At 75.5% G+C, this 24992-nt stretch carries 23 protein-coding genes; 11 read left to right on the top strand and 12 right to left on the bottom strand.

Annotated features, from left to right (window positions below; translation table 11 throughout):
- Positions 1-138: 138 nt before the first annotated feature.
- From RSE42_RS02170 to RSE42_RS02180, 3 genes are all read right to left on the bottom strand, one after another.
- Positions 139-1407: an ABC transporter substrate-binding protein gene (locus RSE42_RS02170; RefSeq protein WP_415297760.1), complete on the bottom strand. Its 1269-nt coding sequence runs from the start codon at positions 1405-1407 to the stop codon at positions 139-141.
- A gap of 240 nt (positions 1408-1647) precedes the next feature.
- The gene (locus tag RSE42_RS02175) at positions 1648-2316 is read right to left on the bottom strand and encodes a heme oxygenase (biliverdin-producing) (protein ID WP_415297761.1); all 669 of its coding nucleotides are present in this window, start codon (positions 2314-2316) and stop codon (positions 1648-1650) included.
- Positions 2317-2457: 141 nt separating this feature from the next.
- A complete protein-coding gene (locus RSE42_RS02180) occupies positions 2458-3072 on the bottom strand; it encodes a TetR/AcrR family transcriptional regulator (RefSeq protein ID WP_021483301.1) in 615 nt (204 codons plus the stop codon).
- Positions 3073-3159: 87 nt separating this feature from the next.
- Between RSE42_RS02180 and RSE42_RS02185 the strand changes: the two genes are divergently transcribed.
- The 5 genes from RSE42_RS02185 (at position 3160) to RSE42_RS02205 (ending at position 8574) form a co-directional block, all read left to right on the top strand.
- Positions 3160-3732, top strand: coding sequence for a DinB family protein (locus RSE42_RS02185; protein ID WP_415297762.1), 573 nt, complete (start codon positions 3160-3162; stop codon positions 3730-3732).
- Positions 3733-3815: 83 nt separating this feature from the next.
- A complete protein-coding gene (locus RSE42_RS02190) occupies positions 3816-4883 on the top strand; it encodes a hypothetical protein (RefSeq protein WP_415297763.1) in 1068 nt (355 codons plus the stop codon).
- A 644-nt stretch (positions 4884-5527) separates the two neighbouring features.
- Entirely contained in the window at positions 5528-6619 is a 1092-nt protein-coding gene (locus tag RSE42_RS02195; RefSeq protein WP_415297764.1) for a pirin family protein, read from the top strand.
- Between the two features lie 23 nt (positions 6620-6642).
- The gene (locus tag RSE42_RS02200; protein WP_061267219.1) at positions 6643-7467 is read left to right on the top strand and encodes a DUF5926 family protein; all 825 of its coding nucleotides are present in this window, start codon (positions 6643-6645) and stop codon (positions 7465-7467) included.
- A 225-nt stretch (positions 7468-7692) separates the two neighbouring features.
- Positions 7693-8574 (top strand): glycosyltransferase family 2 protein, encoded by an 882-nt coding sequence (locus RSE42_RS02205; protein ID WP_082774333.1) that lies wholly within the window; start codon positions 7693-7695, stop codon positions 8572-8574.
- Positions 8575-8586: 12 nt separating this feature from the next.
- Here RSE42_RS02205 and RSE42_RS02210 read toward each other — a convergent pair whose 3' ends face one another.
- Genes RSE42_RS02210 through RSE42_RS02240 form a run of 7 tightly spaced genes read right to left on the bottom strand, consistent with a single transcriptional unit; the run spans position 8587 to position 13746 of the window.
- Positions 8587-9153: a GNAT family N-acetyltransferase gene (locus RSE42_RS02210; protein ID WP_415297765.1), complete on the bottom strand. Its 567-nt coding sequence runs from the start codon at positions 9151-9153 to the stop codon at positions 8587-8589.
- Positions 9150-9491, bottom strand: a complete 342-nt coding sequence (locus RSE42_RS02215; RefSeq protein WP_021482310.1) for a transcriptional regulator — start codon at positions 9489-9491, stop codon at positions 9150-9152. Before RSE42_RS02215 ends, RSE42_RS02210 begins: the two co-directional genes overlap by 4 nt.
- Positions 9488-9913 (bottom strand): hypothetical protein, encoded by a 426-nt coding sequence (locus RSE42_RS02220; RefSeq protein WP_415297766.1) that lies wholly within the window; start codon positions 9911-9913, stop codon positions 9488-9490. Before RSE42_RS02220 ends, RSE42_RS02215 begins: the two co-directional genes overlap by 4 nt.
- Before the next feature lie 18 nt (positions 9914-9931).
- Positions 9932-11374 carry a sugar porter family MFS transporter gene (locus tag RSE42_RS02225; RefSeq protein WP_171467348.1) on the bottom strand — a complete coding sequence of 481 codons (1443 nt, stop codon included), beginning with the start codon at positions 11372-11374 and terminating at the stop codon, positions 9932-9934.
- A gap of 40 nt (positions 11375-11414) precedes the next feature.
- Complete coding sequence (locus RSE42_RS02230; RefSeq protein WP_415297767.1) at positions 11415-11837, bottom strand: sensory rhodopsin transducer; 423 nt, start codon at positions 11835-11837, stop codon at positions 11415-11417.
- The gene (locus tag RSE42_RS02235) at positions 11834-12607 is read right to left on the bottom strand and encodes an SDR family NAD(P)-dependent oxidoreductase (protein WP_085386691.1); all 774 of its coding nucleotides are present in this window, start codon (positions 12605-12607) and stop codon (positions 11834-11836) included. The genes RSE42_RS02230 and RSE42_RS02235 overlap by 4 nt, the downstream gene beginning before the upstream one ends.
- Positions 12604-13746 carry a mandelate racemase/muconate lactonizing enzyme family protein gene (locus RSE42_RS02240; protein ID WP_415297768.1) on the bottom strand — a complete coding sequence of 381 codons (1143 nt, stop codon included), beginning with the start codon at positions 13744-13746 and terminating at the stop codon, positions 12604-12606. The genes RSE42_RS02235 and RSE42_RS02240 overlap by 4 nt, the downstream gene beginning before the upstream one ends.
- A 111-nt stretch (positions 13747-13857) precedes the next feature.
- Here RSE42_RS02240 and RSE42_RS02245 point away from each other — a divergent pair, with 111 nt between their 5' ends.
- Positions 13858-14499, top strand: a complete 642-nt coding sequence (locus RSE42_RS02245; protein WP_043656750.1) for a GntR family transcriptional regulator — start codon at positions 13858-13860, stop codon at positions 14497-14499.
- A 122-nt stretch (positions 14500-14621) separates the two neighbouring features.
- Entirely contained in the window at positions 14622-15569 is a 948-nt protein-coding gene (gene bsh / locus RSE42_RS02250; protein ID WP_021482494.1) for a choloylglycine hydrolase, read from the top strand.
- 4 nt (positions 15570-15573) lie between these two features.
- On the opposite strand, the gene RSE42_RS02255 is transcribed toward bsh, so the two are convergent.
- Entirely contained in the window at positions 15574-20247 is a 4674-nt protein-coding gene (locus RSE42_RS02255; protein WP_415297769.1) for a hypothetical protein, read from the bottom strand.
- Between the two features lie 171 nt (positions 20248-20418).
- Between RSE42_RS02255 and RSE42_RS02260 the strand changes: the two genes are divergently transcribed.
- Entirely contained in the window at positions 20419-20943 is a 525-nt protein-coding gene (locus RSE42_RS02260) for an FBP domain-containing protein (protein WP_415297770.1), read from the top strand.
- Positions 20943-21509 (top strand): TetR family transcriptional regulator, encoded by a 567-nt coding sequence (locus RSE42_RS02265; RefSeq protein ID WP_415297771.1) that lies wholly within the window; start codon positions 20943-20945, stop codon positions 21507-21509. The genes RSE42_RS02260 and RSE42_RS02265 overlap by 1 nt, the downstream gene beginning before the upstream one ends.
- A gap of 60 nt (positions 21510-21569) precedes the next feature.
- Here RSE42_RS02265 and RSE42_RS02270 read toward each other — a convergent pair whose 3' ends face one another.
- The gene (locus RSE42_RS02270; RefSeq protein ID WP_396049490.1) at positions 21570-22703 is read right to left on the bottom strand and encodes a diacylglycerol/lipid kinase family protein; all 1134 of its coding nucleotides are present in this window, start codon (positions 22701-22703) and stop codon (positions 21570-21572) included.
- Between the two features lie 138 nt (positions 22704-22841).
- On the opposite strand from RSE42_RS02270, the gene serS reads away from it, so the two are divergent.
- Both serS and RSE42_RS02280 read left to right on the top strand, forming a co-directional pair.
- Positions 22842-24125, top strand: a complete 1284-nt coding sequence (serS, locus tag RSE42_RS02275) for a serine--tRNA ligase (RefSeq protein WP_114553170.1) — start codon at positions 22842-22844, stop codon at positions 24123-24125.
- On the top strand, positions 24122-24952 hold the full coding sequence (locus RSE42_RS02280) for an HAD family hydrolase (RefSeq protein ID WP_415297772.1): 831 nt from the start codon (positions 24122-24124) through the stop codon (positions 24950-24952). Before serS ends, RSE42_RS02280 begins: the two co-directional genes overlap by 4 nt.
- Positions 24953-24992: the final 40 nt, after the last annotated feature.

Below are 24992 nucleotides of genomic sequence, written 5' to 3' on the forward strand. Positions count from 1 at the left end.
CGTGGCGGCGCTGCTGCCCGACGGCGGGCCCCACCCGGGCGGGCCGACCACCCGGGCGCGGGGCGCCGTCGGGCACGGCGACGCCCTCGGGACCGGGCGCGCCCTCCGGCGTGCCGAGGGGGCGGGTGGCGGGCGCGCTCACGACGCCGGGAGCTCCGGCGCGGGCACGCCGTAGAAGGCCTCGACGAGCGCCGCGATCGTGGAGCCGGTGCGGGGGCCGAACGTGAGGAGGCGCGAGCCGTCCATGTCGACGACGCGCCGCGCCTCGCCCGCGGGCGTCTGCGCGAGGCCAGGGATCGCCATCATGGCGTCGAGGCCGCCCATCGACTCGAGCCCGTCGGTCATGACGAGGTAGGCGTCGGGCGCGGCGCTGATGATCGCCTCGCTCGTGACCGGCGCGTACTGCTGCGTGAGGCCGATCGCGGTCCCGGCGTCCTCGCCGCCGATCTCGCGGATCAGGTCGTCGGCGCCGGAGCCGGGCCCGAACAGCATCTTGATGTTCGCCCCGCGCAGGTAGAGGAACGCGACGCGCGGCGTCCCGGTGTCCTGCGGCACCGCGGCGAGGGCCGCGCAGATCTGCCGGTCCGCGCGCTCGACGAGCGCCTCGCCCTGCTCGGGCACGCCCAGCGCTGTCGCGACGGCGCGGATCCGGTCGTCGACGCCGTCGAGCGTGCGGGCCTCGTCGAAGTACACGACGGGGATGCCCGAGCTCTCGAGCTGGCCGCGCACGTCGTCGGTGAGGATCGTCGCGTCGGTGAGGATCACGGAGGGGTCCAGCCCGAGGATCGCCTCGACGTCGAGCGCGTGGCCGGCACCCGTGACGACGGGGACGTCCGCGGCCTCGGGGAAGCCGGTCGGCAGGTCGCGGCCCACGACGTTCGCGCCCAGCCCCAGGCTGTAGACGATCTCGCCGAGCGTCCCGTACAGGTCGACGGGGATGATGCGGCTCACGTCGGTGATCTCGACCTGGCGCCCGTCGACCGACTCGACCGTCACCGGGAGCTGCGGGGCGGGCGCCTCGGCGACCGGGTGGATCGCGTCGTCGGCGAACATCGCGCTCGTGGGCCCGGTGGGGAACGACGCGGGGTCGACGTCGGAGCCGCCGCCCGCGGCCCGGGACTCCTCGAGCGTCGTGCAGGCGGGCGCCGTGGTCGTCGGGGTGTCGGTCGGGGTCGCCTCGACGGGCTCCGCGTCCTGGCTCGCAGCGGCCGACGGCGTCGCGGGGGGCTCGTAGGGGAGCGGCGCGCACGCGGCGACCAGGCCCAGCAGGACGACGGCGCCCGCCCCGGCCAGCGCGGTCACGGTCCGGCGTGCGCGGCGGGGCGCGGCACCCGACGTGCCTGCGGGCGACGTCGGGCGGCGCGGCGACGAGCCGGGGTGCGGCGCAGGGCGGGCAGCGTGAGGCATGGGGAGTTCTCCAGGAAGCGGTCCGAGGGCGCGGCCGCCACGGCCGCCGCCACCAGGTAAGACGAGCCTAACCTGACCCGCGGACGTTTCTCGACCGTCGTGGAGGTAACTCACCTCACGAACGACCCCCCGGCGCGCGGCCGAGCATGGCGACGTGGCCCGTCGGCTGGGTGGGACGGACCGCGACCGCATGGTCGGCGGCGGGGAGCCGGATGGGGGCGTGGTGGGGGGTGGGGCAGGTCAGGGGTGGGCGGCGCCGAGGTCGGCGAAGAGGTCGCTGTTGAGGCGGAAGGCGTGCTTGGCCTCGGCGACGGTCTCGTCGAGCTGCCCGGGGGTGAGGACCAGGGCGTCGAGGCGCTCGCGGTAGACGTCCTTGAACGGCTTGGACTTGGGGATCTCGACGAACGTGTAGAAGGCGAGGCCGTCGCCGGAGAGCCCGTAGTGGCGCTCGAGCATGCGCTTGATGATCTGCCCGCCTGAGAGGTCGCCGAGGTAGCGCGTGTAGGCGTGCGCGGCGTACGCGGGCAAGAACCCGCCGACCGTGCGCAGGCGGGCGACGTAGCGCTCCGTCGCGGGGTGGATCGTCACGCGCTCGGCCCAGTCGGGGCCCACGAGGAACGTGAGGTCCTTCTCGATCTCGGGCGTGCGCGTCAGCTCGTCGAACACGAGGCTCGCGCCCTGGGTGTCGTCGCGCATCGCGGCGCTCGCGTCCTCGAGCGCGCCGTAGATGGCCCACTGCTGGGCGGCGAGGTCGGCGTACGCGGCGACGTCGAGACGCCCGGACATGAGTCGCTCGACGAACCCGGAGCCCTCGGCCTGCTCGTGCTCGGGGCGCGTGCCCTCGCGCAGCCGCTGCGACAGCGGGACGGACTCGTCGGCGCGGTGGAGGTCGTGGGTGAGAGCAGTCACGGTATGGCTCCTGCGGGTGCGTCGGGGCGGGACTGCACGTCCTGACGCCATGTCATGACGATGCGTCAGGAACTGTAACCCACGGAGGTGAGGCTTGCCTATCCTCTGTCCGTCATCCGGCCCCGCGAGACGGGCAGGGCGTCAGCCCGCGAGCGCGGGCGAGGTCGCGTCGGCCCCCACGGCGCGCAGCACGAACGCCTCGGTCGCCTCGATCGCCTGCTCGCGCGCGACGGGGTCGTCGGGCACGAGGCGTCCGGACAGGCACGCGTTGACGAGCTGGACCGTCGTGTCGATGTCCTGCGCGGGGAACTCGCCCGCCTCGATCCCCGACCGGACGATGCGGCGCAGGATCGCCTCGACGAGCTCGGCGTGCTCGCGCAGCCGCTGCCGCGTGGTCCGCGAGAGCACGGTGCGCAGGTCCGGCCCCGGGGCCAGGTGGAAGATGCGCTTGAGCTGCGCCTGCTGGCGGATGTAGGTGCGCAGCTGCTCGACCGGGTCGTCCACGTGCTCCAGCGCGCGCTCGAGCGTCCCGACGTACTGCTCCGTCTCGTGGGTGATGAACCCCAGGAGCAGGGCCTCCTTGTCGGGGAAGTGGTTGTACACCGCGGTGCGGCCGACCCCGGCGGCGGCGGCGATGTCCGCGAGCGAGATGGCGTCGAAGCCTCGGTCCATCATGAGGGTCGAGAGCGCCGCGAAGAGCTTCTGCCGGGTCTGGGCGCGGTGCTCGTGGAGGGACCCTCCGATGATCTTGGGCATGCTGACATCATAGGCAGTCCGTGTCAGAACGCTAATCCCGGGCGACGGGCCCGCGGAGGGCGCCGCGCCGTCTGGCACACTGCCGCCATGGACACGACCGCGTCGCCCGAGGGCGTCCCCGCCGCCCCGGACCCGGAGTTCCCGCCCGTCCCTGCGGACACCAAGGACTGGACGTGGGTCATGGAGCGGCCGTGCCCCGAGTGCGGGTTCGTCGCCCGCGAGGTCACGCCCGACCGCGTGGGCGCCGTCGTGCGCGACGCCGTCCCGCGCTACGTCGCGGCCCTGGGCCGCCCCGACGCGCGGACCCGCCCCGACCCGACGACGTGGTCGGTGCTCGAGTACGCCGCGCACGTCCGCGACGTCTTCTCCGTGTTCGACGTGCGCGTGCAGTCCATGGTCGAGGGCGACGACCCGCAGTTCGCCAACTGGGACCAGGACGCGACCGCGCTCGCGGACGACTACGCGCACCAGGACCCGGCCGTCGTCGCGCGCGAGCTCCGGATCGCGGGCGACCGTGTCGCGGGCCGCTTCGACGCGCTCGTCCCCGACCAGTGGGAGCGCCCCGGCCGGCGCTCGAACGGGTCGGTCTTCACCGTCCGGACGCTGGGGCAGTACTTCGTGCACGACGTCGTCCACCACCTCCACGACGTCGGCGCCTGACGCCCGCGGGGTTCCCGTGAGCGGACCCACGCTCGTGACACCGCCGTAACACCGTCGCCTCCGGGGCGCTCTACGTTCCGGTCATGGACGCCCCCGTCGCCGGCCTGGTGCCGGACGCGCACGCCGGTGCGCACCTGCTCGCGACGCCCCGCTCGCGCGGCGCGGCCCGCACGCCCGTGGACGCGCTCGCGCGCGCCTGGTTCGCCGGTGCCGCCTGGACGACCCCGCCGGGCGGTGGGGGAGCGGCGCGCCCCATGGCCGGCGCGCGGTTCCGTGGCGTGGTGCCCGACGGCGTCGTCGCACCGGGCGAGCTGCGCCTCGCCGAGGGGGCGCGCGTCGTCGGGCCCTTCGCGCTCACGCCGCCGCAGACGCAGGCGCTCGGCCTCGCGGGCGGGGGCGCCGAGGCGTTCGCGCTGCACGTCGACCACCCCGACGCGCGGCTCGCGCCCCGCTCGTGGACCGGCGCCTGGGCCGACACGTCGACCGGCACGTCGACCGGCACGTCGACCGGCTCCCTGACCGACGACCGCGACGGGCTGGTGCGCGCGTTCCCGGCAGGCCTGCCGCAGGGGCTCGAGCTCCGCGTGCTGGGCTGGGCCGTCGCCGCGGCCCGGCGCGTCGGCGGCGCGGTCGTCGCGGACGGCCGGACCGTGCTCACGCCCGACCCGGCGTCGGGCGTCGACCTCACGCTCTACAGCGCCCACGTGCTCGGGCCCGACGACGCGCTCGGCGTCCTGCGCACGACGGTCCCCGGCGCGGGGGTCGTCGCGGTGCGGCCGGGCGCGGACGGCCTCGCGGAGTACGTGCTGTCGGGCGAGACGCCGTACGACGGCGAGGTGCGGCTCGAGGCCCGACGCGTCGCGCGGGTCCCGCTCGCGCTCGACGGCCTCGACTGGCGCGAGCACGGGCCGCACGCCTACCGCCTCACGTGGGTGCCGACCGAGCCGGACGAGCTCGCGGTCGAGCGGCCCTCGGGGCTGCACGTCATCGCGCGTTCGCGTGCCCGGGTGCTGCTCGCCCGGCTCGCGGCGATGCTCCAGGGCCGGCTCGCGGGGACGCTCGTCGACGACGGCGGGTTCGTCGTGCGCGACCTCGACCTCGACGAGCGGCTCTCCCCGGCGGCGGCACCGTCGGCGCGGTTCTGGGTCTGAGGGCGTGCGCACGGGCCGCGCCGCGGGGTCGGACGGGCCTGGCTCGCGGCGAGGCCTGTCCACAGAATTCATCCACAGGCCTGTGGGCGGCGTGGGAACGGCGCGGGCCGTCCTGTGGACGAACCTGTGGTGATCCGGCCGGCCCAAATGACAACGGTGGGAACTCTTGCAGACCCCCGGTCCGAGGACTACAAACGTCCGTAACGGCCCGGACGGGCGCACACGGACGACGGGGTTCCGGCACGCATCACGCAGGGGTCTGAGGGCCTCGCCAGGACCGCACGACGTCTCGCCGCGCACGCGAGGGCACGGCCGACCGGAGAACGGTGGACGACCCGCCACCCCCTGCTGCGGGGCTGCGCGCGACGGCGCAGGTTCCTACCGGACCCGGAAGGCCGACCGCGATCGGCGTCACCGCACCTGCCCGGGCACCCGGGCGGACGCGAGGGCGCCGGGCCGCCACGTCGCGAGCGGCGCCCCGACGGGCCACCCGGCCCGACCGCCCCGGGGTCGCGCGGACACGGCGAGGCCCCTCGGAATCCTGCTCCGAGGGGCCTCGTCCCCATTCTCCCGCGGGCACGGCCCGACGCGAAGACCGTCGACAGGCGCAGGACGGCTCCGCCCCGCGCGCCTACGCTCGTGCCATGAGCAACCTCGAGACCCGGCCCGAGGAGCGCGTCTGCTCGGCGGGCGCGCCCCACGACGACGGCGGAGGCGCCGCGGTCGAGATCCTCGAGCACCGCGACGTCCCGCTCGGGGGCACCCGGGCGATGCGGGTGCGGCGCACGATCCCGCAGCGCGCGCGGTCGCTCGTCGGCGCGTGGTGCTTCCTCGACCACTACGGGCCCGACCCGCTGCCCGCGATCGGCGACGGCACCGACGGCATGCAGGTGCCGCCGCACCCCCACACCGGGCTCCAGACGGTCACGTGGCTGTTCGCCGGCGAGATCCTGCACCGCGACGCCGTCGGGTCGCTCCAGACGGTGCGGCCCGGCGAGCTCAACCTCATGACCGCGGGTCGCGGCATCTCGCACTCGGAGGAGTCGCCGCGCGGCGAGCGGCCCCCGGTCCTGCACGGCGTCCAGCTCTGGGTCGCGCTCCCGAGCGACCGCCTCGCGGACCCGCCCGCGTTCGAGCACCACGCCGACCTCCCCGTCGCCACGGTCGACGGCGCGCGCGTGCAGGTCTTCCTCGGCGCGCTCCGCGTGGGCGGCGCCGCCCTGCGCTCGCCCGCCACGACCTACACGCCGATCGTCGGTGCGCAGCTCGACCTCGCGCCCGGCGCGCGCGTCACGCTCGACGTGGACCCGACGTTCGAGCACGGCCTCCTCGTCGACGAGGGCCTCGTGCGGCTGGAGGGCTCGCCGGTGCCGCCGTCGTCGTTGGGGTACGTCGAGCCCGGCCGCACGACGCTCGTCGTCGAGGCGGGGCCGGACGCCCCGGCGCGGGCCGTGCTCGTGGGGGGCGAGCCGTTCGGCGAGGACATCGTCATGTGGTGGAACTTCGTGGGCCGCTCGCACGACGACGTCGCGCGCGCCCGCGCGGACTGGCAGGCCCAGCTCGTCGTCACGGGGGACCAGGGCCCGAACCGCGGCGGCACCCGGTACGCCGACGGCGCGCGCGAGCGCCGCTACGGCGAGGTCGTCGGGTACGACGGCGGCCCCCTGCCCGCGCCCGCGCTGCCCGACGTCCGCCTGCGCCCGCGCACCCGGCCCGCCGCGCCGCCCCGCCGGTAGGCCGCGCCAGTAGACTGCCGCGCATGGCCAAGAACACCACGCCCGACTTCGTGCTGCGCCCGTTCGAGGGGCTCCCCGGCGAGACCGACTGGGTCGCGATGCGCGAGGTCGTCCCCTCGGCCACCGCGACCGCGCGCACGACCGCCGAGCACGGGGCGCGCGACGTCCTCGTCGTGACGGTCCTGCCCGCCGGCTGGGCCGCGCTGCACCGCCAGGACGGCGCGATCCTCCTCGCCGTCCAGACCCTCGCCGGCTCGGGCGACACGAGCCGCGACCTCGCCGCCGCGCTCCTCGAGGCGATCGACGCCGAGCCCGGCACGTCCATCGAGACGAGCGCCTTGCCCGACGCCGGCCCGCGCCTGCAGGACGTGCTCGACCTCTCCGTCCCGTTCGACGTCACCGTGCACGAGGACTTCGCGTTCTGGCTCGACCCGTCGGCGGAGATCACGCCCGACCTGCGCGCCTCGCTCGACCAGGCGGCCGAGTCGATGGTGCCCACCGTCAAGCTCGACGCGGTCGAGTCGGCGTACTGGTGCCGCATGTCGCGCGAGTTCCTGCGCTGGGCCCGCCCCGAGCCGGAGGACGCCCTCATCGACGCGATCTCGCGCCTGCACGCGAAGCGCGAGTCCGGCCTCGCGGGCGGCAAGTTCGTCGGTGCCTTCCGGTCGAGCGGCCTGCTCGTCCCCGTGTGGGAGCTGCCCCGCGGCACGGAGGCGGACGAGCTGGAGGGCCCGGTCGCGGAGCTCGACGCGCGGCTCACCGAGGCGCTCGCGGTCACGGAGCCGCTCGACGCGAACGAGCGCCGTGCGCGCGCGGGCATCGTGTCCCGGCAGGTCACGCTCCGCTGACCCCGCGCATGCTCTGCTGATCCGGAGCCCCCGCGCGAGCGCACGACGCGGGAGCGTGACCACGCCGAGAGCCCGCCGACGCCCCTGTCGGCGGGCTCTCGCGTCGAGTAGGATCCGGGAGACCTGGGAACGCAGCCCGGTCGTCCTGCGGAGATCCCGAGCGGATCCGCTGGTGGAACGACGACACATCTGCGGCCAACTCTTTGCACTACTAGGCTGGACGGCGTGAACGCGGACCATCGGTCGACCGATACGGGGAAGAACACGGGGAGTGCCCCCACGAGCACGGCGAGCACGCCGCCGACGTACCTGTCGGCGTCCGGCACGCGGGCGCGCACGCCGCGCCCCGTGGCCGGTGACGGGCGCACGGGCCGCGCCGTCCGCCAGCGCGTCGCGGTGATCATCCCCGCGAAGGACGAGTCCCGCCGCATCGCCGCCACCGTGCGCGCCGCGAAGGCCATCCCGCACGTCGACCTCGTGCTCGTCGTCGACGACGGGAGCGAGGACGACACCCAGCACGTCGCGCGCGAGGCGGGCGCCGTCGTCGTGCGGCACTCCCACAACCGCGGGAAGGCCGCGGCCATGGAGACGGGCGCCGCCGTCGTCGCGATGCGCGACGCGGCCGACCGCCCGCCGCGCCTCCTGCTCTTCATCGACGGCGACCTCGGCGAGACCGCGGTGAACACCGCGCCGCTCGTCGCGCCCGTGCTCGACGGGTACGCCGACGTCGCCATCGCGCTGCTCCCGCCGCAGCCGGGCGCGGGCGGCCGGGGGATCGTCGTGGGGGCCGCGCGCCGCGCGATCCAGTCCCTCACGGGGTGGACCCCGACGCAGCCCCTCTCCGGGATGCGGTGCCTCACGCGCGAGGCGTTCGAGGCCGCGACGCCGCTCGCGCGCGGGTGGGGCGTCGAGACGGGCATGACGATCGACCTGCTCCGCAAGGGGTACGTGGCGGTCGAGGTGCCGTGCGACCTGCGCCACCGCGCGTCGTCGAACGACCTCAAGGGCCAGCTCCACCGCGCCGCCCAGTACCGCGACGTGCTGCTCGCGGTGAACGCGCGCAAGATGCGCTCCGCCGTCGACCGCGTGCGCGCGGGCGACCACTGACCGAGGCGGCGCTCAGGGCGTCGGCGTGCGGACCATGCCGTGCACGACGGGACCGTCGTGCACCTGCGTGGTCGCGGTGCGCACGAAGCCCAGCCGCTCGTAGAAGGTGACGTTGCGCGCGTCGGAGGTCTCGAGCGCGACGGGCGCGTCCCCGAGGGCGGGGTCGCGCAGGGCGGCCCGGCACACCGCGCTGCCGAGCCCGGTGCCCTGGAGCGACGGCAGGACCCCCACCGTCGCGAGCGTCCAGGCGTCCGGCGGGGACGGCGAGAGCTCGGCGGCGGACACGGCCTGCATGCGCGGGCCGTGCAGCGCGGCGACGCGCTCCTGGACGTCCTCAGGGGGAGCGGGGGCGTCGGGCGGCATGAGCGCGACGACGGCGTCCGCCGGGTCGTGGACGACCACGATCCCGTGCGCGAGGGCGTGCTCGAGGTAGATCTCCTGGAGCGCGGCGAGGCGCTCGGGGTAGTCGTCCTCCGGGACGGCCCAGCGGGTCCAGGGGTAGTCGTGGAACGCGGCGGCGAGGGTGCGGGCCGCGGCGGGGACGTCGGCGGCGGTTGCTCGACGGAACGTCGGCGTCATGGTGCGGTGCCTCTCGGGGTCGGGTCGGGCTGCGGCTCGATCGCGCCGGTGCGGGCGATCTGCTCGAGGGTGCGCACGTGCTGCCGGAACGCGTCGAGCCCGCGGTCGCTGATGCGGACCCACGTGCGCGTCCGGCGTCCGGCGGCCTCCTTGCGGATCTCGACGAGGCCCGCGTCGGAGAGCGCGGTGAGGGCCTGGGAGAGGGACGAGTCGCTCAGCTCGACCAGGTCGGCCAGGAAGCGGAAGTCCGCGCTCTCGACGTTCGCCAGGGCGGCGAGGATCGAGAAGCGCACGGGCGAGTGGATGAGCGCGTCCAGGCCCTTGCGCGGGTGGCTCACCGGCGTGCGCTCGCGAACGCGCACGCCGCGAACGGGGACGCGGCGACGACGCCGGCGACGACCCACCAGGCGGGCGACGTCGCGCCGACGAGCTGGAGCGCCGGGTCGAGCATGACGAAGTACAGCACCGCCCAGGTGATCAGGGCGATGCTCATGTCGCGCACCCAGTGCCGGGGCGCCGTCCGGTGGTGCCGCGCGACGGCGGACCACAGCAGGGCGAGGACGACCACGAGCACCGTGGTGGCGGGCCACCACGGTGCGTCGAGGACGTCGATCGCGATCGTGTACGCGAGGGCGGCGACGGCGTGCCCGACGCTGAGCCAGGGGTACCAGCGGGTCGCGCGGTGGGCCTGGGCGGCGACCTCCTCCGCCTGGCCGAGCTGACGGCGGGCCTGCTCCGGGGTGATGGAGTTCTGGATCATGCAATCACTTTAACACTCCTAAAGTGATTGCTGTCCACCCGACGCGGTGTCCTCCCGCATCTCCTCGAGCGGGCGGTTCGCCGTCTCGGGCAGCGCCCTCAGCACGAGCACGAACGACGCCGCCGCGAACACCGCGTAGAGGGCGTAGCTGCCGGGGAGCGACAGGTCCCGGAGCGAGGGGAACGTGAGATTGACGGCGATGCCCGCCGCCCAGTTGGCGGCGGCGGCGAGCGACGCGGCGCGGGCGCGCAGCAGGTTGGGGAACATCTCCCCGACGAGGATCCACACCACCGGGCCCCACGAGACGGCGAAGGCCACGACGAAGACGTTCGCCGCGACCAGGGTCACGACGCCCCACGCGTCGACGAACGCGACGCCGTCCGCGGTCTGCTGCGCCTGGGCGAACCCGGTCGCCATGACGGCCAGGGCGACCGTCATGCCCACCGACCCCACGAGCAGCAGGCGACGCCGACCCACGCGGTCGACGAGGAAGATTGCGACGACGGTCGCCGCGACGTTGACGAGCGACGTGAGGGCCGAGAGCCAGAAGGCCTGCTGCTCGCCGAAGCCCACCTGCGCCCAGAGCGACGTCGAGTAGTAGAAGATGACGTCGATCCCGACCAGCGCCTGGAGCGCGGCGAGCGCGATCCCCAGCCAGACGATGGGCTTGAGGCGGCCCGGGCCGGAGAACAGGTGGGACCACGCCGGCCGCGCCTCGTGGAGCGTCCCCTCGATGGTCGCGACGCCCAGCAGCGCGTCGCCCTCCGGGACGCGGTGGAGGCGGCGCAGCGTGCGGGCGGCGCCGTCCCGGTCGCCGCGCATCACGAGGTACCGCGGCGACTCGGGCAGCAGGACCGCCGCGACCACGTACGCGAGCGACGGCACGACCGCGACGAGGAACATCCACCGCCAGGCGGGCAGGCCGAGGGCCAGCTCCGCCTCGGCCCCGCCCGCCGCGCGGACGAGGGACGCGTTCGAGACGAGCGCGGCGAAGATGCCCAGGACGATCGACATCTGCTGTGCCGTCGCGAGCCGCCCGCGCAGCCGGGCGGGGGCGATCTCGGCGATGTAGAGCGGGGCGACGACGGACGCCATCCCCACCCCGACGCCCCCCAGGAAGCGCCACAGCGCGAGGGTCGGGCCGTCGTGCGCGACGGCGCACAGCATCGACGTGGTGACGAACAGGGTCCCGGCGACCATCATGAGGCGCCGTCGCCCGAAGCGGTCCGCGATCGTGCCCGCGGCGAAGGCGCCCACGGCCGCGCCGAGCAGCGCGCTCGCGACGATCACGCCGACGAGCGCGCTCCCGACGCCGAGCTCGGCCTTGAGGGCGTCGACGGCGCCGTTGACCACGGCCGTGTCGAAGCCGAACATGAACCCGCCCAGCGCCGCCCCGACGGTCGACGCGACGACGAGCGGGGTGAGGGCGCCGTGGCCGAGCCGGCCCGTCGCGGCGTTCACGGCGTGCCCCGGCGGGCGGTCGTCGGGGTGGAGGTCTGCGTCATCGGAGGTCCTCTCGAAGGGTGTCGACGGGGTGGGCGATCGTGCTGAAGAGGGCGTTGGCGGCCTGCCGCGAGTCGAGCCGCGTGTGCTGGACGACGACGGGCGCCGACGCGACGACGACGGCCGAGTAGTCGGTGCCGCGGGGCACGGGCTCGGGGTCGTCGAGGTCGTTGAGCGTCACGTGGCGCACCCGCTCGGCGGGCACCACCACGACGTAGGGGCCGGCCGGCGGGCGGTCGGCGAAGTAGAGACGGATCTCGACGCACGCGTCGTCGGGACCGGCGTTGAGCAGGCACAGGCTCTCGTGGCTTGCGAGGGTCGGGTCGTCGCCCGTGCCGTACGGCGGGATCCAGCCGTCGCCGATCGCCCAGCACGTCGCCCCGACCCGGGGGCGACGTGCCGGGGCGTCCGGCGCACTCATACGCTGATCGACGACTTGGCGAGGACGCCGCCGTCGCACCCGACGAGCGACCCGGTCGTGTACGACGAGCGGTCCGACAGCAGCCAGAGCACGGGCTCGGCGATCTCTTCGGGCCGCGCGAGCCGACCCAGCGGGACCTCGTGCTCGATCTGCGCGCGCGTGGCGGCCACCTCGTCGGCGGGCACGTTGGCCCACATGAGGGGGGTCTCCGTCGGGCCGGGGACGATCGCGTTCACCCGGACGCCGTGGCGCGCGTAGTCGACCGCGAGGGTGCGGACCATGGACGACACCGCCCCCTTCGAGGCGCCGTACGCCGTCGCGCCCCCGGCCGCGAAGCCGACCGTCGCGGCGGGCGAGCCGCACAGCACGACGCTCCCGCCGTCGCCGTCGATCATCGCGCGCAGCACCTCGCGCACGACGAGGAACGTGCCCGTCACGTTGACGTCGAGCACGCGGCGCCACGTGGCCAGGTCGAGCTCGTGCGCCGCCCCGCCCACGTCGATCCCGGCGCCCGCGAAGAGGCCGCGCAGCGGCGGTCCGGATTTCGCGACCGTCCCGACCGCCGCCGCGACGGCGGCGGCGTCGGTCACGTCGAGCACGTGCGCGCGCCCGTCCCCGCCCGCCTGCCGGGCGAGGTCCACGGTGGCCGCGGCGCCGTCGGGGTCGAGGTCGAGCACGTGCACGAACCAGCCGTCGCGCGCCGCGCCCACGGCGACCGCGCGGCCGATCCCCGACGCCGCGCCCGTCACGACGAGCGACCGCGGGCTCACGACGCGCTCCCGAGCAGCGCGTCGACGTCGCAGTAGCGCGCGAGGCGGTCGCGGTCGAGCGTGATGCCGAGCCCGGGACCGTCGGGGATCGGGAGCATCCCGTCCGCGTCGAGCGTCCAGCGGTCGGTCGTCAGATCGTCGATGTAGGGCGAGCCGGTGACGTACTCGACGAGGTCCGTGTCCGGCAGGGCGGAGGCGAGCTGGAGGTCGGTGGCGAGCCCGACGGCGGTGTTCCACCCGTGCGGCACGAGCTTGACGCCGTGGTCGTGCGCGGACCACGCGATGCGCCGCAGCTCGCTCGTCCCGCCGACCTTCGTGACGTCGGGTTGCACGATGTCGAGGGCGCCGCCCTCGATCCACGGCTGGAACGCCTGCCGACGCGTGAGCACCTCGCCGCCCGAGATCGGCACGGGCGAGCGCCGGCGCAGGTGCGTGTAGTCCTCGATCGCGTCCGGCGGGAGCGGCTCCTCGAACCACGCGACGCCGTACGCGTCGAGCATGCGCGCGGTGCGCAGGGCCCACTTGTAGCCCTGGCTCCACGCGCTGTCGCTGCCACCGGCGTCGACCATGAGCATCGCGTCGGGGCCGACGGCGTCGCGCGCCGCGGCGACGATGCGCTCGTCGAGCCGCTCGTCGACCCGGCCGAAGGGGCCCCAGCCGATCTTGAACGCGGTCCACCCCTCGGCGCGCAGCGCGGTGAGGTGGTCACGCAGCGCGTCGGGCTGGTCCATGAGCAGCGACGCGTACGGGCGCACCCGGTCGCGGTACCGCCCGCCGAGGAGGCGCCCGACGGGCTGGCCCGTCGCCTGGCCGAGAAGGTCCCACAGCGCGGTGTCGACGCCGCTGATCGCGTGCGTGATCGACCCGCCGCGGCCCATCCAGAACGTCGTGCGGTGCAGCCGCTCGCTCGTGCGCTCGGGCTCGAGCGCGTTCGCCCCCAGGAGCAAGGACCGCAGGACGTCGAGCGCGCCGCGCACGAGGTCCTCCGTGGTGAACACGCTGCCGACGCCGACGAGACCCTCGTCGGTGTGGACAGCGACGAGGGTGTGCACGACGTCGTCCTGCCGCAGCTCCTCCTGCCAGCCGCCCTCGGGGGTGGCGCCGCGCAGCCCGGCGGCGGTGATGGCGGTGATCCTCATGGGTGTCCTCTCGTCGGTGCCGTGGACCGCGACTCTAGGTCGCTCGATGGTAGATGGTCAACCATCGGCCACCCACTAGGGTGGAGCCCTCCCGAGTGAGAGGTCGCCGTCGTGCCCGTCCTGCCCGCATCGCCGCCCGAGTCCCGGCGCGACTGGGTCCTGCGCCACCTGCGTGAACGCATCGCCTCCGGCGACCTGGCCGCCGGGGACCGTCTCGTCGAGCGCGACCTCTCGACCGCCTACGGCATCAGCCGCGGCCCGGTCCGCGAGGCGATCATGGTGCTCGAGCAGGAAGGGCTCGTCGTCTCCCACCCGTACCGCGGCGCCGTCGTGGTGGACATCTCCCAGGAGGAGATCGCCGAGATCCTCGTCCCGGTGCGGACCGTCATCGAGAAGGTCGCGTTCCGCTCGGCGGCGCGTGCGCAGGACCCCGCGCTCCTGGACGCGCTCGACCGCACGGTGGCGGCGATGGAGCGCGCGGCGGACCCGCTCGACGCCCGTCGCCTCGCCGACCTCGACCTCGAGTTCCACGAGGCGGTGATCGCCGCCGCGAGCCACACGCAGTCGCTGCAGATCTGGCGGCTCATCCAGCCGCGCGTCCGGGCGTACTTCGTCCGCGACGCGCCGCACCACGAGGACCCGCACGCCGTCGTCGAGCAGCACCGGGAGCTGCTCGCGTCGCTGCGGTCAGGCGACCCGGACCGCGCGGAGCGCGCGGTCGAGGAGCACATCGCCGTCTACCTGCAGCCCTGAGGCGCGCCCCGGCCGGTGGCCCCTTCCCGAGCCCGGACGCACCATGGGAGGACGGGGCACGACGTCGTGACCCGGCGGCGCGCGGTCCCGCGTGCCGCGCCGACGACGACGGGGGCAGCGCGATGTGCACAGGGATCAGGTTCTCGGACGACCAGGGCAGCGTGTACCTGGCACGCAACCTCGACTGGACGAGCGGCTACGGGCAGCAGGTCGTGGTGACGCCCACGGGCTACGCGCCACGCTCGCCGTTCGGTGCCGTGCGCGCGATCGAGCACGCGGTCATCGGCATGGGCATCGTGGAGGAGGACACCCCGCTCTACTTCGACTGCGGCAACGACGCGGGCCTGGCCGTCGCGGGGCTCAACTTCCCGGGCTACGCGGCCTACGCGCCCGGGCCGGTCGACGGCGCGGTCAACGTCGCCGCGTTCGAGCTCCCGCTGTGGGTGTGCGCGCAGTTCGCGAGCGTGGACGAGGTGGAGGCGGCCCTGGCGGACGTGGTGGTCGTCGACCGGCCCATCAACGAGAAGTACCCCAGCTCGATGCTGCACTGGATCGTCGCCGACGCGCAGCGCGCGATCGTGCTCGAGCACACGGCGGACGGCCTGCACGTGTTCCAGGACGACGTCGACGTGCTCACGAACCAGCCCGGGTTCGACTGGCACCACGAGAACCTGCGCAACTACCTCAACGTCTCGCCCGACTTCCCCGAGGACACGGTCGTGGGCCGGGCCCACCTCGCCCCGTTCGGCTCGGGCTCGCACATGCGCGGCGTCCCCGGCGACTACTACTCGCCGTCCCGGTTCGTCCGGGCCGCGTACGTCAACTCCCACTACCCGACGAAGGGCACCGAGGAGGAGAACGTCAGCCGCGCTTTCCACACGCTGCAGCAGGTCGCGATGGTCGACGGCTGCGCCGCGATGGGGTCGGGCGAGTTCGAGATCACGGTGTACACCGGTCTCTTCTCGTCCCGCACCTCGACGTACTACTGGAACACCTACGAGGACCCGGCGATCCGGAGCGTCGCCCTCGGTGACCACGCCACGGGCGGCACGGAGCTCGTCCTCGTGTAGCGCGTCACGACGTGGCGCTCTCGACTCGCGACGCGGAGCCCGCCCCGGTGCGCTCGTCCGGGTCCTCGCCCTCGCCCTCGGCCGTGCCGTCGGCGTCGTCCGCCGCATGGAGCGCGGCGACGGTGAGCAGCGGCACCGCCGGGATGAGCGCGATGAGCGCGATCCGCACGCCGAAGTCGTTGACGAGGGAGCCCGCGACGGCCACGATCCACAGGGCCAGCAGGGTCGGGCGCACGAGCGGCCAGGCGGCCTCCGTCCGCGCGAACCAGCGCGGCGTGAAGCGTCGGGGCCAGAACAGCAGCAGCGCGGCCGCGACGAGCACGGCGATCGTCAGCCACACCGGCACCCCGCCGAGCACGGACCGTGCCGCGTAGCCCGCCTTGCGCAGCAGCGTCTCCCACGCCGACCCGTCGACGACCTGCCCGACGAACCGGCCCAGGTGCGAGCGCTCGTCGGCCGGGCGCAGCCAGTCGAGCACGCCGACGGCGGCGACGAGCGCGACGCCCGCCGTGGCGACGAGCAGGAAGCGGCGCCACGTGACGCGCGCGCCCGAGGCGGCGAGTCCCAGCACCGCGAACGCGGGCACGACGACGAGGCCGCCGCCGAGGTCGGCGCCGAGCGTCGGCCACACGTCCACGACCATCGTCACGAGGCCGATGACCCCCACCGTCGCGGCGGCGGCGTACCGGTGGCCGCGTGCGACGAGCCACTGCGCGAGCGCCGCGGCGACGACGAGCGCCGCGACCGCGTACACGGAGAACGTCGGGTTCCCGAACCCGTAGAAGCGGGCGCCGAAGGTGGGTGCCGAGCCGAGCGGGCTGGCCCGGTTGAGCGGGGTGCCGACGAGCGCGTCGAGCGTGAGCACGGCGAACGTGATGCCCGCGACGATCCCGGGCCCGAGCCACACCGGCCGACGCGGCGCGAGCGCGCCCAGGCCGGCGACGGCCGCCGTCGCGAGGACCGTGGAGACGACGATCGCGAGCGTCTGGTTCCCGAACCGCCACCAGCCCGTGAGCGACACGAGGAAGGCGGCGGTGGGCACCGCGGCGACGACGAGCGCGGACCCGCGGGCCCAGTGCGCCGCCCGGGCCCAGCGGGCGCGCGCACGGTCACCCGTCGCGCGCGCGGCGCGCGGCGCGAGCAGGAGGCAGAGCCCGGCGATCACGAGCCCCGCGTAGAGCGGCACGTCGACGAACGCGGTGTAGACGGCGCGGCGCACGTGGTCGCGGGTCGTGAGGTCGGCGAGGGCGTCGGCGGTCGACGTCGCGTCGGCCGGGCGCGGCGAGCCCCAGGCCAGCGGCGTGTCCTGGATCCGCGCCGGCGTGGCGGCGCCCGCGGCGTCGAGCACCGTCGCGGGGACGTCGAGCACGCGCGCGACGCCGTCGGTCCGGGTGGCGGCGCTCGTCAGGTAGCGCGACTGGTCGGGGCCGTCGGACGACGGGCGCACGAGCGTCGTGCCGAGCGCGGGCCGCGTGCCGGGCGTCCCGGCGACGTCCACGACGAGCACGGTCGTGCCGCTCGGGGCGGCGTCGAGCACGGCACCGACGGTCGCGTCGACCGCGGTGAGGCGGTCGGCGCGCAGGGTGCTGCGCAGCGTGGCGCGCTCGTCCGCCGGGAGGTCGGGGTCGACGGCCGGCGGGGTCGCGTCGCCCGCGTCGACGACGGTCACGGGGCACGCGAACGCGTCGGAGCCGGGTGCGGTCGCGTCCGCGAGGTCCCGGTAGCGCGCGACCTGGCCCGCGGAGTCCGCGAGGGCGACCGCCGCGCCGGGGCCCACCGCCGTCGCGCACACCGCGCCGTCGGCGCCGGCCGCGGCGAGCGCGTCGCCGAGGACGCCGAGGCGCGCCTGGTAGCCCGAGCCGCGCTGGAGCGCGACCAGGTCGTCCCAGCCCTCGACCTGCGCACCGTCCGCGCCGTCGGGGGCGGGCTGCGCCGTCGGGCACGCCCACGCGCCGTCGGGCCCGCGCTCGGTCGTGACCTCGGCGAGCTGCCCGGCGGAGAGCGCGAGCCAGCCGCCGACGGTGCAGCGGCTCGCCGCGCCCGTGGGCTGGGAGACGCCGCCGGCTCCCGCGCCGTCGGTGAGCAGGGCGTGGAGGGTCGGGGTGGCGGACGACGTGACGTCGCTCCACGTGACGCCCGTGGTCCCGACGACGACGACCGGCCGGTCCGTCGCGATCGCGTCGGAGCGGGTCACCGACGCCTCGCCGCCCGCCGGGGCGGCGCTGGCCGCCGGTCGGAGCCCCGTCGAGGCGAGCACCGTGGCGGCGAGCAGGACGACGAGCAGGAGCCCGGCCCCCACCGTCGCGAGCATCGTCGGCATGCGCCGGATCCCCGGCTCGGGAACGGCTCCCGCGGTCTGCCGGGGCGCGGGGCGCGCGAGGAACCCCGGCACGATCATCGCGGTCGCGACCACCACGACCATGACGGCGATGATGACGCCCGAGTCGTTGAGGACGGAGCCGACGCCCGCGACGACGACGAGCGCGACGACGAGCGGGCGCAGCACCGGCCAGGTCTCGTAGGCCCGCGCGACCTCCGGGAGGCGGAAGCGCTCGGGGCGCAGCACGGCGACGGCCACGACGACCACGAGCACCGCGGCGACAGCGCCGAGCGGGTTCGCGAGGGTCGCCCAGGCGCCGAGCGCCTTGCGGCCGATCACGTCGAGCGCGGCGCCGTCCACGACGGACTGGACGAACCCGCCGAGGTGGGACCGCCCGCCCGGCAGCAGCCAGTCGACGACCGCGACGACCACGACCACGAGCACCGTCGCGAGCGCGACGACGAGCGCCCGCAGCCACGTGATGCGGATGCGGCCCACGAGGAGCGCGAGGACGGCGAACGCGGGGACGAGGGCGAGGATGCCGCCGAAGTCGGCGCCGAACGCGGGCCAGCCGTCGATGACGACCGTGACCACCCCGACGGCGACGACGGACCAGGCCGCGAGCCGGCGTCGTCCGCGGGCGGTCGCGGCCGACGCGAGGCCGCCCGCCAGCACGAGGCCGGCGACGGCGTACACGGCGAAGGTCACGTTGTTGAAGCCGTAGAAGCGCGTGAAGCCCACGACGGCGGACGTCCCGAGCAGGGACGCCTGCTGGAGCGTCGTGCCGGTCGCGCCGTCGACGGTGAGCACGAGCCACGTCACCCCCGCGAGGGCCGACGGCAGCGCCCAGGGGCGCCGCGGGAGGAGACGTGAGACGACCCACGCGACGAGGGCGACGACGACCGCGCTCACCGCGAGCGCCAGCGTGAGCGCCGGGGCGGGCGCGCTCCACACCCACCAGCGGGACAGGCTCGCGAGCGACGCCGCGACGGGAGCCGCCGCGACCACCATGAGCACGGCGGAGAGCACGCGCAGGCCGCGCGGCCCCGGGCCGGGCTCGCGGCCACGGCGGACGGCGGCGCGGCGCGCCCACAGGACGCCGCCGAGCGCGAGGACCAGGGTGGCGACGAGGAGGCCCACGAGCACGGGGTAGAGCGTGGGGATCGTGCTGGTGAGGACGTTGAGGTACTGCCGGTTCTCGACCGTGCGGGCCACGTCCATGCGACGGACCTCGCCCTGCTCCAGGGCGGCGCCCTCAAGGCCTTCGGTGCTGCCGCCCGCCGACTCCACGACGGTCGCCGTCAGGTCGGTGAGCTGGACGATGCCGTCCTTCTGCGTGCTCGGCGAGTGGAGCCACCGGCTCGTCGGCTGCCCCTTGCGCCAGTCGACGACGACCTGGAGCCCCGTCTCGCCGACCGGTCCGGCGGACACGCCGGCCACGACGACGCGCGTGCCCCGATCGACCTCGTCCATGACCCGGGCGAGCGCCTCGTCGAGCTCGTCGAGGCTCTCGCCGCGGCCGGTGGCCGAGTCGACGATCTCGCCCTGGTCGACGACCGTCACGTCGCACGCGTCGAGGCCGCCGTCGGGGAGCGCCGCGAGCGAGGGCGTGTACCGCTCGACGTGCCCGACGGCGTCCGCGAGCATCACCGCCGCACCCGGCCCGACGGCGGTCGTGCAGACGCCCGTCTCGGCGATCCGGAGCGCAGCGGTACCGGGGTCGTGCCGCGCCGCCTGCGCGGGCGTCTCCTCCGTGGCGGGCGCCGTGAGGACGGCCCAGCCGGGGACGTCCGCGGGGCGTGCGTCGGGCGTGGTGGTGCCGGTCGTCGCGGCGGCGGGCACGGGCAGGGGGAGGCAGCCGCTCGCCGGCTCCTCGGCGTCGGTGGGGAGCGGCTCCGCGGGCTGCTCCGCCGTCTGGGCCGAGACCATGCGCCCCGCCGACAGCGTGAGCCACGCGTCGGTCGTGCAGACCGTGCGCCCGAGGTTGAGCGACGCGACGGACCCCGTCCGGATCATCGACCACAGCGTGGGCGTCGCGGTGGGGGAGACGTCGCTCCAGTACAGGCCGGCCACCGCGACCAGGACGACGGGCCGCGGGTCGTGCGTCGGCACGGCGGTGAGCGGGCTCGTGGCCTCGGCGGCGCCGGCCGCGGTGCCGGAGCCTCCCGACGCGACCGCCGGGGGCGCCCCGGTCGTCGCCGCTGCCGCGGTCGTCGCCGTTGCCGGGCCCGCCGTCGCGAGGAACGTCAGCAGCAGCGCGACGGCGGTGGCGAGCGCCGCCGTCCGCCGCCCGAGGCCCCGGTCCCGGCGGACGGGCTGGGTGCGGGCAGGGGGGAGCGCGGCGGCCGGGAACGTCACCGGGCCAGCCTACGGGGGCGCGACGCGCCGCCCCCGACCGGCCCGACCGCGTCGGCGCAGGTCCGCGCGCGACGCTCACGCCGCCTCCACGGGGGCTGCGCGCAATCTTCTGGACGAGCAGACTTGGGAGCGTGTACAAATTGTATACATGTACAAGTTGAAGGAGCGACGGTGCGTGCGCTGACCCGCGCCGAGGCGCGGTCCGCGATCGTCAACGTCGACCCGGCGGAGGGGAAGGTCCGCCTGCCCGGCCACTTCGACGCGCTGCGCTGGGAGGAGCTCGACTACCTCGGGTGGCGCGACCCGCGCGCGCCCTCCCGCGCGTTCCTCGTCGCGGACGTCGACGGGCGCGCGGGCGGGGCGCTCCTGCGCCAGAGCCCGAGCCACGCCGAGGCCGGCTCGCGCGCCGTGATGTGCGCCCTGTGCCGCTTCTCGCGGCGCTTCAACGAGGTCGCGCTGTTCGCGGCGCACCGGCCGTCGCGCGACCCGCGGAAGCGGCTCAGCAGCGTGGGCCTCCTGCTGTGCACCGACCTCGACTGCCACCGCAACGTCCGGACCGTCCGGTCCGGCGGTCCGCTCGACCCCCCTCCCGACGAGGTCGTGCGGACTCGTCGGGAGGGCCTGCGGGCGCGTACCGTCGCGTTCCTGCACACCCTGACCGACGGCGCCCCGACGGCGCGGACGAGGAGTCGTTGATGGCCTACCTGCCGCGCGCGGAGCGTCGGGACTCCATCGTCGCGGCAGCGGCGGCCGTCGTGCGCCGCGACGGGCTCGGCGCCGTCACCGCGCGCGTCGTCGCCGACGAGCTCGGCGGGTCGCCGGGGCAGATCCACCACCACTTCGCGTCGACCGACGAACTCGTCGCCGAGGCGTGGCGGCGGTACGCCGACGTCGAGATCGGCGCCTTCGAGGAGGCTGCCCGCGGCCGCTCCGCCCGTGCCGCGCTCGAGCTCTTCTTCGAGGACCTGCTCGGGCCCGACGGTGACGGCCAGGCGCTCGCCCGGTGGGCGGAGGCCGGGGCGCACGCGCAGCTGCGGCCCGCCGTCGCGCGGGCGTACGTGGAGACGCTCGGGCTCCTGACCGACGTCCTGGCGGACGTCTTCGGCGACCGCGGCGACGCGCGACGTCGGGAGGCCGCGGGACGCCTGCTCATGGTCGGCGTCGGCCTCGCGGGCCTCACCCGCGTCGGCGGGGAGCGGGTCGTCCCGCCGGCGGCCGTCATGCGGTCGGCGATCGACGCGGAGACGGCCCGCGCGGACTGACCTCGTGGACTGACCGCGCGGCACCGACCGCGGACCGGGCCCGTCGCCCGCCGCCGCGCGTCAGGCCGTGCGCACCACCAGCGCACCGGGGTCGACGCGCGTCTCGATCTCGACCGCGAGGCCCAGCACGTCGCCGTCGACCTGCGCCTGCTCGCCCTCCTCGACGCGCACCCGGACCCGCCGGGCGCGCGCGTGGTCGATGCGCCCGATCTTGGCGGGCAGGTCGTTCCGCACGCCGAGGCCCTGCATGACGACCTCGCCGAAGAGCTGCGCCCACCCCACGACGCCGCCGCGCGTGTCGACCGCGGCGACGTCGAGCACGCCGTCGTCGATCACGGCGTCGGGCAGGAGCGTGATGCCGCCGGGGAGCCGCCCGCAGTTGCCGATCATGAGGGAGCGCAACCGCGCGTCGACGGGCGGCGAGTCGTCGAGCTGGATGCGGGCCCGCATGCGCCGGCCGTGCAGGTGGCGGATCCCGGCGACGAAGTAGGCGACCCAGCCGACCTTCGCCTTGAGCTCGTCGTCCGCGTCGGCGACCATCGCGGCGTCGAACCCGAGGCCCGCGATGACGAGGAAGATGTGCTCCTTGCCGGGTTCCCGGACGGGGTCGAGGGTCGTGCCCTCCACGTCCCCGGGGCCCGCGGGGTCCGCGTACCGCAGGACCGTGACCCAGCCGACGTCGATCGGGCGGTCCGACCCCGCGATGACGACGGCGAGCGCCGCGCGGGCGTCGCCCACCGGCAGGTCGAGGTTGCGCGCGAGGAGGTTGCCGGTGCCGACGGGCACGAGGCCCATCGTGCGGCCGCTGCCGACCATGCCCTCCGCGACCGCGCGCACCGTGCCGTCCCCGCCCACGGCGACGACGACGTCCGCCCCCTGGGCGAGCGCGGCGCGGGTCTGCCCGACGCCCGGGTCGGCGACCGTCGTCTCGAACCACAGCGGGTCCGGGAGCGCGGCGTCGGCGAAGGCGCGGCGCACCACGGCCTCCAGGCCGACGACGTCGGGCTTCGACGGGTTGGCGACGAACGCGACGAGCTCGCGCGGGTCGTCCTCGGGGGGCGTCTCCTCGACGGGGAGGTCCGCGCCGTGCGCGCGCCGCAGGCGCGACTGCTGGGCGCGCAGCCCCAGCGCGACGACGAGGGCCACGACGGCGACGGCGAGCGCCGCGATCGCGACCCAGAGGGTCCAGGCCATGGCGACACCGTAGCGGGGTCGTGGCTGTGGAGGACCACGACCGCTGCGCCGCCGGGTTTCGTGAGGCTGCTGGCGTGATCGACCTCCGCCTGGGGAGGACCACGACCGCTGCGCCGCTGGGTTCGTTAGGCTGCTGGCGTGATCGACCTCCGCCTCCTGCGCGACAACCCCGACATCGTCCGTGCCAGCCAGGTCACCCGTGGTGACGACCCCGCGCTGGTGGACGCCGCCCTCGACGCCGACGCGCGCCACCGCGCCGCGCTGAGCGAGTTCGAGAGCCTGCGCGCCGAGCAGAAGTCCCTCGGCAAGCAGGTCGCGCAGGCGCAGGGGGAGGAGAAGCAGGAGCTGCTCGCGCGCACCAAGCAGCTCGCCGCCGACGTCAAGGCGCGGCAGGCCGACGCGGACGCCGCGGCGGAGGAGCTGCGCGGGCTGCTGTTCCGCATCTCGAACGTCGTCGAGGGGGCGCCTCCCGGGGGCGAGGACGACTACGTCGTGCTGCGCGAGGAGGGCACGATCCGCGACTTCGCCGCCGAGGGGTTCACGCCGCGCGACCACCTGGAGCTGGGCGAGGGCCTGCGCGCGATCGACACCGAGCGCGGCGCGAAGGTCTCGGGCGCCCGGTTCTACTACCTCACGGGCGTGGGCGCGCGCCTCGAGCTCGCGCTGCTCAACGCGGCGATGGACACGGCGGTCGCGGCGGGCTTCACGCCCGTCATCACACCGACCCTCGTGCGGCCCGAGGTCATGCAGGGCACCGGGTTCCTCGGCGCGCACGCGGACGAGATCTACCGCCTGGAGAAGGACGACCTCTACCTCGTCGGCACGAGCGAGGTCGCGCTCGCGGGCTACCACGCGAACGAGATCGTCGACCTGTCGGGCGGCCCGCTGCGGTACGCCGGGTGGAGCGCGTGCTACCGCCGCGAGGCCGGCTCGCACGGCAAGGACGTGCGCGGCATCATCCGCGTGCACCAGTTCCACAAGGTCGAGATGTTCTCCTACTGCGACCCGGCCGACGCCGCCGCGGAGCACCAGCGCCTGCTCGGCTGGGAGGAGCAGATGCTGCGCCTCGTCGACCTGCCGTACCGCGTCATCGACACCGCGGCGGGCGACCTCGGGTCGAGCGCCGCGCGCAAGTTCGACTGCGAGGCGTGGCTGCCCACCCAGCAGCGCTACCTGGAGCTCACGTCGACGTCGAACTGCACGACGTTCCAGGCGCGCCGCCTCAACGTCCGCGAGCGGGTCGAGACGGACGGCAGGACGGAGACGCGGACCGTCGCCACGCTGAACGGCACCCTCGGCACCACGCGCTGGATCGTCGCGATCCTCGAGAACCACCAGCAGCCCGACGGGTCGGTCCGCGTGCCCGAGGGGCTGCGGCCGTACCTGGGGGGCCTCGAGGTCCTCGAGCCGGTGGTGGCGTGACGGGTCCCCGGGAGACCACCGATGCGGCCGAGCCGCTGCTCGTCGCGCTCGACATCGACGGCACGCTCATGTCCTACGACCAGGAGCTGTCGGAGGACGTGCGCGACGCCGTCGCCGACCTGCGCGCCGCGGGGCACCACGTGGTGCTCGCGTCGGGCCGGTCGCTCATCGCGATGACGCCCGTCGCGGAGATCCTCGGGATCGACCGCGGCTGGGTCGTCGCGTCGAACGGCGCCGTGACCGCGCGGCTGGACCCCGACGAGCCCGACGGGTACGTCCTCGAGGACGTCGTGACGTTCGACCCGGGCCCGGCCCTGCGGCTCCTGCGCGAGCACCTGCCCGACGCGCGGTACGCCGTCGAGGACGTCGGCGTCGGGTTCCGCATGAACGAGCTCTTCCCCGACGGCGAGCTCGACGGCGTGCATCGCGTCGTCGAGTTCGACGAGCTGTGGTCCGGCGAGGTGACGCGCGTCGTCGTGCGGGCGCCGGGGTCGACGAGCGAGCAGTTCCACGAGCTCGTGGAGCGGCTCGGCCTCGACGACGTCACGTACGCCGTCGGCTGGACGGCATGGATGGATCTCGCGCCCCTCGGCGTCACGAAGGCGACCGGCCTGGAGCTCGTGCGTCGCACCCTGCACGTCCAGCCGCACCGGACCGTGGCCGTCGGCGACGGGCGCAACGACGTCGAGATGCTCCGCTGGGCGGCCCGCGGCGTCGCGATGGGCCACGCGGACGACGTCGTGCAGGCGGCGGCCGACGAGGTGACCGGCACCATCGAGGACGACGGCGCGGCGCGCGTCCTGCAGAGCCTCCTGCCCGCGCGGTAGCGCCCGGGCGCCGGGGGAGAGGCGCCCGACCGGGGCCGCA

Origin of the sequence: Cellulosimicrobium sp. SJTW-1, assembly GCF_047716875.1 — a bacterium.
Taxonomy (GTDB): Bacteria; Actinomycetota; Actinomycetes; order Actinomycetales; family Cellulomonadaceae; genus Cellulosimicrobium; species Cellulosimicrobium funkei.

What these genes read in the sequence shown, in the direction of transcription:
- RSE42_RS02170 (WP_415297760.1), bottom strand. Translation starts at nt 1,407, where the DNA reads ATGCCTCACGCTGCCCGCCCTGCGCCGCACCCCGGCTCGTCGCCGCGC.
- RSE42_RS02180 (WP_021483301.1), bottom strand. Translation starts at nt 3,072, where the DNA reads ATGCCCAAGATCATCGGAGGGTCCCTCCACGAGCACCGCGCCCAGACC.
- RSE42_RS02185 (WP_415297762.1), top strand. Translation starts at nt 3,160, where the DNA reads ATGGACACGACCGCGTCGCCCGAGGGCGTCCCCGCCGCCCCGGACCCG.
- RSE42_RS02190 (WP_415297763.1), top strand. Translation starts at nt 3,816, where the DNA reads ATGGACGCCCCCGTCGCCGGCCTGGTGCCGGACGCGCACGCCGGTGCG.
- RSE42_RS02195 (WP_415297764.1), top strand. Translation starts at nt 5,528, where the DNA reads ATGAGCAACCTCGAGACCCGGCCCGAGGAGCGCGTCTGCTCGGCGGGC.
- RSE42_RS02200 (WP_061267219.1), top strand. Translation starts at nt 6,643, where the DNA reads ATGGCCAAGAACACCACGCCCGACTTCGTGCTGCGCCCGTTCGAGGGG.
- RSE42_RS02210 (WP_415297765.1), bottom strand. Translation starts at nt 9,153, where the DNA reads ATGACGCCGACGTTCCGTCGAGCAACCGCCGCCGACGTCCCCGCCGCG.
- RSE42_RS02220 (WP_415297766.1), bottom strand. Translation starts at nt 9,913, where the DNA reads ATGATCCAGAACTCCATCACCCCGGAGCAGGCCCGCCGTCAGCTCGGC.
- RSE42_RS02230 (WP_415297767.1), bottom strand. Translation starts at nt 11,837, where the DNA reads ATGAGTGCGCCGGACGCCCCGGCACGTCGCCCCCGGGTCGGGGCGACG.
- RSE42_RS02240 (WP_415297768.1), bottom strand. Translation starts at nt 13,746, where the DNA reads ATGAGGATCACCGCCATCACCGCCGCCGGGCTGCGCGGCGCCACCCCC.
- bsh (WP_021482494.1), top strand. Translation starts at nt 14,622, where the DNA reads ATGTGCACAGGGATCAGGTTCTCGGACGACCAGGGCAGCGTGTACCTG.
- RSE42_RS02265 (WP_415297771.1), top strand. Translation starts at nt 20,943, where the DNA reads ATGGCCTACCTGCCGCGCGCGGAGCGTCGGGACTCCATCGTCGCGGCA.
- RSE42_RS02270 (WP_396049490.1), bottom strand. Translation starts at nt 22,703, where the DNA reads ATGGCCTGGACCCTCTGGGTCGCGATCGCGGCGCTCGCCGTCGCCGTC.